Origin of the sequence: Pseudomonas donghuensis (assembly GCF_000259195.1) — a bacterium.
GTDB classification, from domain to species: domain Bacteria; phylum Pseudomonadota; class Gammaproteobacteria; order Pseudomonadales; family Pseudomonadaceae; genus Aquipseudomonas; species Aquipseudomonas donghuensis.
The window spans coordinates 270,047-277,794 of record NZ_JH650759.1; the positions used below are offsets into that span (position 1 = coordinate 270,047).

The following is a 7,748-nucleotide window of genomic DNA, read 5'->3' on the forward strand; positions in this document are numbered from 1 at the left end:
AGGCGGAATAATCTTCGCGAACCTGACGCAGGCGCCGTTCCAGGCGCAGGTCGGCGCTGACCAGCAGGTCGCCTTCCTGGCCATTGCGGGCCGGGCGCAGGCCGCGCTGGTCGAGGGCATTGCTGACGGCATCGGCCAGCTGGGCGGGATCGGCATAGGTGCTGCCAGCCGGCAGCTGGCCATTGCGCCAGGCCCAACTGCGGTAGCGGGCGTAGTCGCGGGGAGCTGCGGGGTAGGCGCTGGCATCGAAGGTCGTGGCTGCCTGTGCTGGGGCCGGTGGCAGCGGGCGGGAGCTGGCGACATAAGGGTTGCTGCCCTGGCAGGCGGCCAGGGCCAGGCCCAGCAGGGCCAGGGTCAAACGGTACGGCATGTCACCCTCCCGGCGGGCGCGGTTCAGCGCGGTCGACAGATCCAGTGCAGGTAGCGGCCCAACCCGGCGAAGGCCGGATGACGACGATGCGCCAGTTCCATTTCCAGCAGCTCGGACAGTTCGGCCTTGGCCTGGAAATCGCGGGGCATGTAGTCGTGGAAAACCCGCACACCACTTTCACTTTCGACCTGCCACAAGTCTTCAAGTTGCGCCTTGAGCGTACGCGGATCAAGTGGTTTTTGCGGGGTCAGGCTCTGCTTCTCGCCGGCCAGTTCATTGCTGCGCAACTTACGAAAATGACCCTTGAGCAGGTTGCGGTACACCAGTGCGTCGCGGTTGTAGAACGCCAATGACAGCATGCCGTCAGCGCGGGTCAACTGATGCAGCACCGGCAGGATGGTCTCGGGTTCGGCCAGCCATTCCAGCACCGCATGGCATAGCACCAGGTCATAGGGTTCGGTCAGCTGGCCGAGCAGGTCCTGCCAGGGCGCCTGGATGAAGGTGGCCTGCTGGCCGGCGTCGGCAAAGCGCTCGCGGGCGCCGTCGAGCATCGGCGCGGCGGGTTCGGCCAGGGTGACCTGATGCCCGCGCTGGGCCAGCCACAGGGCCATATGTCCCAGGCCGGCACCGATATCCAGGACGCGCAGGGGGCGCTCGGGCAGGGCTTCGGCGAGGTCGGCCTGAAGCACCGCCAGGCGTATCGCGCCCTTGGCGCCGCCGTAGATTTTCTCGGCAAAACGGGTAGCCAGTTCATCGAAATGACGGTCGTTCATTTGGCAAAACGCCTTTCGCTGTCGGCCAGCTTGCTGTTGACCACCTGTTCCATGTCCAGGCCCAGTTCGCTGCACAGCAGCAACAGGTAAAGGACGATGTCGCCGACTTCCTGGCCGGCGTGTGCCAGCTGCTCGGGCGGCAATTGGCGCGACTGGTCTTCAGTCAGCCACTGGAAGATTTCCACCAGTTCGGCCATCTCGACACTGGCAGCCATGGCCAGGTTTTTCGGGCTGTGAAAGCCGCGCCAGTCGTTGTTGTCGCGAATACGGTGCAGGCGTTGGGTCAGTTCTTGCAAGTTCATCGGCGCTCTCCTCAAGCGGCATAGCTTCAGGCGGGCGCCGTTGCAACGCAAGAGGGCGCTGTCAGCGCAATGACCGCCAGGCCCCGCGCATGTGCACCAGCTCGCCATGGCCGTCGAGTTGCAACTGGCCTTCGGCCGCCGCCGGGCTGGTGTTGAGGATCACTTCGCTGGGCAGGCGCACCGGTTTGAGAAAACCCACTTCGAGTTCATAGCCGCTGACCGGCAAGTGGCCGCGCAAGGCTGCCAGGGCCATGGCCTTGCTCCACATGCCGTGGGCGATGGCGGTGGGAAAACCGAACAGCCTGGCGCTGGCGGCGCTCAGGTGAATCGGGTTGTAGTCGCCGCAGACCTTGGCGTAACGCCGGCCGATATCGCTGTCGGCGTACCAGCGGGTCAGTTCGCTCAGGGCCAGGGCTTCGGGCGCATCGGCAACTGCCGGCTCGCCGCCCAGCTTCAGGCCACGGCAGAGCATGCGGCTGGTTTGCGACCAGAGCAGGCCGAGGCCGTCTTCGGCTTCGGTGATCAGCTCGAAGGTGGCGCCTTTTTCGTGCGGCTGCAGGTTATCCACCGATACGCTGAAACGCAGGCGACTGATACCGCCCAGCGGTCGCAGCACACGAATGCTGTTGTGCAGGTGCACCAGCCCCAGCAGCGGGAAGGGGAAGTCCGCGGCGGTCAGCAACTGCATCTGCAAGGCGAAGGCCATGACGTGGGGAAAGGTAGGCGGCAGGCGCCCGTCGTCGCTGAAGTGACAGAGTTTGCGGTAGGCCTCCAACTGTTGCGGGTCGACGCCAAGGTGGCAGCGCAAGCCGCTGGCCGGCAGGCTGTCGCCGCTGATCTTGCGTTTGCGTGCAGCGCGCAGGTATAGCCCGGAGAGCGCCGCGGTGCTGCTCAGCTCAATCCATTGACGGGTCATTTCAGGCCCCCATCACGGCTTGGCCGCAAACCCGCAACACCTGGCCATTGACTGCGCCACTGCCCGGTTGCGCCAGCCAGGCCACCGCTTCGGCGACATCCTGGGGCAAGCCGCCCTGGCCCAGCGAGCTCATGCGCCGCCCGGCCTCGCGCAGGGCGAAGGGGATGGCCGCGGTCATGCGGGTTTCGATAAAACCGGGGGCCACGGCGTTGATGCTGGCGCCGCGCGCGGCCAGCTTCGCTGCCCAGGCCTGGGCCAGGCCGATCAGCCCGGCTTTGCTGGCAGCATAGTTGGCTTGGCCACGGTTGCCGGCGATGCCGCTGATCGAGGCCAGCAGCACGATGCGCGCGTTGTCGTGCAGGGCGCCGCTGTCGAACAACGCCTGGGTCAGCAGTTGCGGGGCCTTGAGGTTGACCGCCAGCACCGAGTCCCAGAATTCCGGGGTCATGTTGGCCAGGGTCTTGTCGCGGGTGATGCCCGCGTTGTGCACGACGATGTCGATACCGTCCGGCAAGGCTTCGAGCAACTGCGCCGGGGCATCCGCCGCGCAGATGTCCAGGGCCAGGCTGCGCCCGCCCAAACGTGCGGCGAGGGCTTCGAGGTCGGCCTTGGCGGGCGGCACGTCGAGCAGGATCACCTCGGCGCCATCGCGGGCCAGGGTTTCGGCAATCGCCGCACCGATGCCACGGGCAGCGCCAGTGACCAGTGCCTTGCGCCCGGCCAGTGGCCGGCTCCAGTCCTGCACCACGGCGCCACAGGCTTCCAGGCGCAATACCTGGCCGGAGATAAACGCGCTTTTCGGTGAAAGGAAGAAACGCAACGCACCTTCGAGCTGGTCTTCGGCCGCTGGGTTGACATACAGCAGTTGCAGGGTGCCGCCCGCGCGCAGCTCCTTGGCCAGCGAGCGGCTGAAACCTTCGAGGGCGCGCTGGGCAACGCGCGCCAGCGGCTCGTCGAGCTGTTCCGGGGTGCGGCCGAGGATGACGACATGGGCGCTGGGCGCCAGGCTGCGCAGCAACGGCTGGAAGAATTCGCGCAATTGCTTGAGCTGGTCGATATCGCCCAGCTCGCTGGCATCGAACACCACTGCCTTGAGCGTGGGCCCCAGCCCGGCCACCCACTCGCTGGCTTCGAGTTCGGGGCTGGCAAAGCTGTACAACTCGTCGGTCAGGCGCTTGGCGAAGGCTTCGACAGTCTTTGCCAACGGCCCGCCGCCAAGCAACAGGGCGCCTTCGATCGGCCGCAGGCGGCCGGCTTCCCAGCGCTCCAGGCGGGCCGGGCTGGGCAGGCCGACAGCTCCTACCAGGCGGTGGCCGAGTTTGGAGTTGGCGAAGTCGATATAGCGGTCGCTCATGTGCGGTTCTCCCTGAAATAGCTTCAAAGTGTGGACCATGATTGGCCATTGGTCGTTCGAATGTGCAAAAAACACCTACGCTGTAGCGGACCATTGGGGAAAAAGAGGACAGCACGCATGCGCTCACTGCGCCGGGTCGCAATCATAGGCGGCAATCGAATTCCTTTCGCCCGTTCCAACGGCCCTTATGCCACCGCCAGCAACCAGGCGATGCTCACCGCCGCGCTTGAAGGCCTGATCGAACGCTACAGCCTGCATGGCCTGTGCCTTGGGGAAGTGGCGGCGGGGGCGGTACTCAAGCATTCGCGCGACATGAGCCTGGCCCGCGAAAGCGTGCTCAGCTCGCGGCTGTCAGCGCAAACGCCGGCCTACGACCTGCAGCAGGCCTGCGGCACGGGCCTGGAAACCGCCCTGCTGGTGGCCAACAAGATCGCCCTGGGGCAAATCGACTGCGGCATTGCCGGTGGCGTTGATACCACGTCGGATGCACCGATCGCGGTGAGCGAAGGCTTGCGGCGCATCTTGCTGCAGGCCAACCGTGGCAAGAGCACCGCCGACAAGCTCAAGGCCTTCCTCAAGCTGCGTCCCGGCCACCTTAAACCCGAGCTGCCGCGCAACGGCGAGCCGCGCACCGGCTTGTCGATGGGCGAGCATTGCGAGCAGATGGCCAAGACCTGGCAGATCGACCGCCAGGAACAGGACGCGCTGGCCCTGCGCAGTCACCAGAACATGGCTGGCGCCTTTGTCGAGGGTTGGCATGACGACCTGCTCACGCCCTTCCTGGGCCTGACCCGCGACAACAACCTGCGCCCCGACCTGACCCTGGAAAAACTCGCCAGCCTCAAGCCGGTATTCGACCGCAGCGGCCAGGGCACCCTGACCGCCGGCAACTCCACGCCATTGACCGATGGCGCCTCGGTGGTGCTGCTGGGCAGTGAAGACTGGGCTCGCGAACGCGGTTTACCGGTGCTGGCCTACCTGGTCGATGGTGAAACCGCTGCGGTGGATTTCGTCAAAGGCCAGGAAGGGCTGTTGATGGCTCCGGCTTACGCGGTGCCGCGCTTGTTGGCGCGCAATGGCCTGACCCTGCAGGATTTTGACTACTACGAAATCCATGAGGCCTTCGCCGCACAAGTGCTGTGCACCCTCAAGGCCTGGGAAGACCCCGAGTACTGCACGAGCCGCCTGGGCCTGGATGCGCCACTGGGTTCGATCGACCGCAGCAAGCTCAACGTCAAGGGCAGCTCGTTGGCCGCCGGGCATCCCTTCGCGGCCACCGGCGGGCGCATTCTGGCGAACATGGCCAAGTTGCTGGCCAGTGCCGGCAAGGGCCGTGGCCTGATCTCGATCTGCGCTGCTGGCGGTCAGGGCGTGACGGCGATCATCGAGCGTTGACCCGTGCCGGCTGACTCACCACCGGGGCCGGGCGACTGGCGTTCCACCTCGGCCTACATCGGCGCGTTCAAGGGCCTGTTCGGCGTCACCCCGGGCGAACTGCGCCTGTAGTCGTCAGGTACGAAAGCGCCGTACCAGCGCATCCAGTTCGTTGGACAAACCGGCCAGGCTCTGCGAGTCCTGGCGCGCCGAGTTGGCCAGCTCCGCCACCAACTGCGCATCGCCGTGGATCTGGCTGATATGGCGGTTGATGTCTTCGGCCACCTGGTGCTGTTCTTCAGCGGCAGTGGCGATCTGGGTGTTCATGTCGCGGATGATGTCCACCGACTCGCGGATCTGCCCGAAGCTGCTGCGCGCCAGGCTAATGCGGCTGACTGACTGCTGCGATACTTCGAGGCTGGCGTGCATCTGCTGGGCCACTTCACTGGTGCGCTTGGCCAGGTTGCCGAGCAGGTTGTCGATCTCGGCGGTGGAGTCGGCGGTGCGCTTGGCCAGCGCCCGCACCTCGTCAGCAACCACGGCAAAGCCACGGCCTTGCTCACCGGCGCGGGCGGCCTCAATGGCGGCGTTGAGGGCCAGCAGGTTGGTCTGCTCGGCAATCGAGCGGATGGTGCCGAGGATCGATTGAATGGCGTTGCTGTCGCGTTCGAGTTGCTGCATCGACTGCGCTGATTGCTCGATCTCCTGGCTCAGGCGATCGACGCTCTGCACCGCCGCATCGATCTGCTGTTGGCCTTCGCGGGCCTGTTGCTGGCCACTGTCGGCCGAATCGGCGGCTTGGCTGCAGGAGCGTGCGACTTCGTTGGCGGTGGCAACCATTTCGTGGAAGGCGGTTGACACCATGTCCACCGCTTCACGCTGGCGCCCGGCGGCTTCGGCCATGTCGTGGGACACCTGGGTCGAGCTGCTGGAGGTGGCGAGGATCTTGTTCGCCGCCTGGCCGATGCTCTGGATCAGGTTGCGGATCGCGGCCAGGAACTGGTTGAACCAGTTGGCCAGTTGCGCGGTTTCGTCGCGGCCGCGCACGTCCAGGCTGCGGGTCAGGTCGCCTTCACCTTGGGCGATACCTTCCAGGCCGCTGGTGACGCTGTGGATCGGGCGCACGATGAGCTTGGCGAAAGTGGCCCCGACCAGGGCAAACACCGCCGCCAGCACGATGGCGATGGCGGCCACCAGCCAGGTCAGCTGGGTCGCGGTGTGCATCACTTCGTCATGGCGGATCAGGCCGATGAAGTTCCAGCCCAGTTGCTCCGAGGGCCAGACGTTGGCCATGTAGCGCTCGCCATCGAGCTCGACTTCGACCAGGCCCTTGCCGGCCTTGGCCAGTTCTGCATACCCGGCACCGAGACTGCCCAGCGGCTTGAAGTTGTGCGCCGGAGCGCGCGGGTCGACCAGCACGTTGCCATTGTCTTCGAGCAGCATCAGGTAGCCGCTTTCGCCAAGCTTGATCTGCTTGACGATCTCGGTCAGCTGCTTGAGCGAGACGTCGATACTGACCACGCCGCCGGGGTTGCCGAGCTGGTTGGGCACTGCCCGCACGGTGCTGACCAGCACCGCATCGTCACCGGCCCAGTAGTAGGCGTCGGTGCGCAGGGTTTTGCCCGGGGAGGCCATGGCCGCCTGGTACCAGGGGCGCTGGCGTGGGTCGTAGTTGGCCATTTTCGCGTCGCCCGGCCACATGGCGTAACCGCCGTCGCTCAGTCCGTAGGACAAATATGAGTAGGCGGGATGGCTGGCGGCGAGGCTGGCGAAGAAATCGTGGAGTTTCTTGTCAGGTTCACCCAAGGCGATCTGTGCGGCATCTGCGCTCATGTACTTTTTCAGCTCGTTGCCGGTGGCGCTGACCAGTGGCTGGGCAGCCAGGTAGTCGACGTTCTGGCTGATGCCTTCGAAGAACAGTTGCATGGCGTTGGCCACCTGGCGGATCTCGCGGCTGCTGCCGTCGACGAAGCCTTCGCGGGCTTCACTGCGCAGGTTGAGGACCACCAGGGTAGCGACCAGGATCACTGGCAAGCCGGCGATCACGGCAAAAGCCCAGGTCAGTTTTTGTTTTATGTTCATCCGCGCTCCAGAATTTTTCTTGTAAACGTACGAGGCTGCTGCAGACTACATCGGCCGTGGACTCTGGAAATAAAGTGTTACTCGGGAAGAATCCCCCGTATTTATTGATGATTGGCGATTTTTGTGACCGATTGGTCGCCATCGGGCAGAAAAAGAATGGCAAGTCAGGCGGATTGCCGTTACAACGCAGTGCGGTCTTGCTTCAGCGACAAGCAGGTTCCAGGACCTGTGACCTATAACAATCACGTGTTTGGCCAGACAGGACCCCCGACAGAAACCGATGAAGACTCCAAAACGCATTGAACCGCTGGTTGAAGATGGACTGGTCGACGAAGTACTACGACCACTGATGAGTGGCAAGGAGGCTGCGGTGTATGTGGTCCGCTGCGGTCGGGAGCTACGGTGCGCCAAGGTCTACAAAGAAGCCAACAAGCGCAGTTTCCGCCAGGCTGCCGAGTACCAGGAAGGCCGCAAGGTGCGCAACAGCCGTCAGGCCCGGGCCATGGCCAAGGGCTCCAAGTTCGGCCGCAAGGAGGCCGAAGACGCCTGGCAGAACGCCGAAGTGGCGGGGGTGTTC

Annotated in this window: 7 protein-coding genes and 2 pseudogenes; 2 read left to right on the plus strand and 7 right to left on the minus strand. The window is 64.8% G+C overall.

Going from position 1 to position 7,748, the window contains the following annotated elements:
- The 5 genes from UW3_RS29340 to UW3_RS0107635 all read right to left on the minus strand — a co-directional run.
- Positions 1-370, minus strand: a 370-nt coding sequence (locus UW3_RS29340; protein WP_010221728.1) for a DUF4136 domain-containing protein, incomplete at its 3' end; no start/stop codon positions are given.
- Positions 371-393: 23 nt separating this feature from the next.
- Entirely contained in the window at positions 394-1,143 is a 750-nt protein-coding gene (locus tag UW3_RS0107620) for a methyltransferase (RefSeq protein ID WP_010221729.1), read from the minus strand.
- Positions 1,140-1,445 (minus strand): MazG-like family protein, encoded by a 306-nt coding sequence (locus UW3_RS0107625; RefSeq protein ID WP_010221731.1) that lies wholly within the window; start codon positions 1,443-1,445, stop codon positions 1,140-1,142. Before UW3_RS0107625 ends, UW3_RS0107620 begins: the two co-directional genes overlap by 4 nt.
- Before the next feature lie 61 nt (positions 1,446-1,506).
- Positions 1,507-2,361 carry a MaoC family dehydratase gene (locus UW3_RS0107630; RefSeq protein ID WP_010221732.1) on the minus strand — a complete coding sequence of 285 codons (855 nt, stop codon included), beginning with the start codon at positions 2,359-2,361 and terminating at the stop codon, positions 1,507-1,509.
- Between the two features lies 1 nt (position 2,362).
- On the minus strand, positions 2,363-3,715 hold the full coding sequence (locus UW3_RS0107635; protein WP_010221733.1) for a 3-oxoacyl-ACP reductase: 1,353 nt from the start codon (positions 3,713-3,715) through the stop codon (positions 2,363-2,365).
- Positions 3,716-3,832: 117 nt separating this feature from the next.
- Here UW3_RS0107635 and UW3_RS0107640 point away from each other — a divergent pair, with 117 nt between their 5' ends.
- Positions 3,833-5,110, plus strand: a complete 1,278-nt coding sequence (locus UW3_RS0107640) for an acetyl-CoA C-acetyltransferase (RefSeq protein ID WP_010221734.1) — start codon at positions 3,833-3,835, stop codon at positions 5,108-5,110.
- A 114-nt stretch (positions 5,111-5,224) separates the two neighbouring features.
- Here UW3_RS0107640 and UW3_RS30195 read toward each other — a convergent pair whose 3' ends face one another.
- Both UW3_RS30195 and UW3_RS30200 read right to left on the minus strand, forming a co-directional pair.
- Entirely contained in the window at positions 5,225-5,992 is a 768-nt protein-coding gene (locus UW3_RS30195) for a methyl-accepting chemotaxis protein (protein ID WP_374045264.1), read from the minus strand.
- Between the two features lie 90 nt (positions 5,993-6,082).
- Positions 6,083-7,171 (minus strand): annotated as a pseudogene (locus tag UW3_RS30200) (cache domain-containing protein); the annotation flags it as partial.
- Between the two features lie 280 nt (positions 7,172-7,451).
- On the opposite strand from UW3_RS30200, the pseudogene UW3_RS29345 reads away from it, so the two are divergent.
- Positions 7,452-7,748: pseudogene (locus tag UW3_RS29345) on the plus strand (PA4780 family RIO1-like protein kinase); the annotation flags it as partial.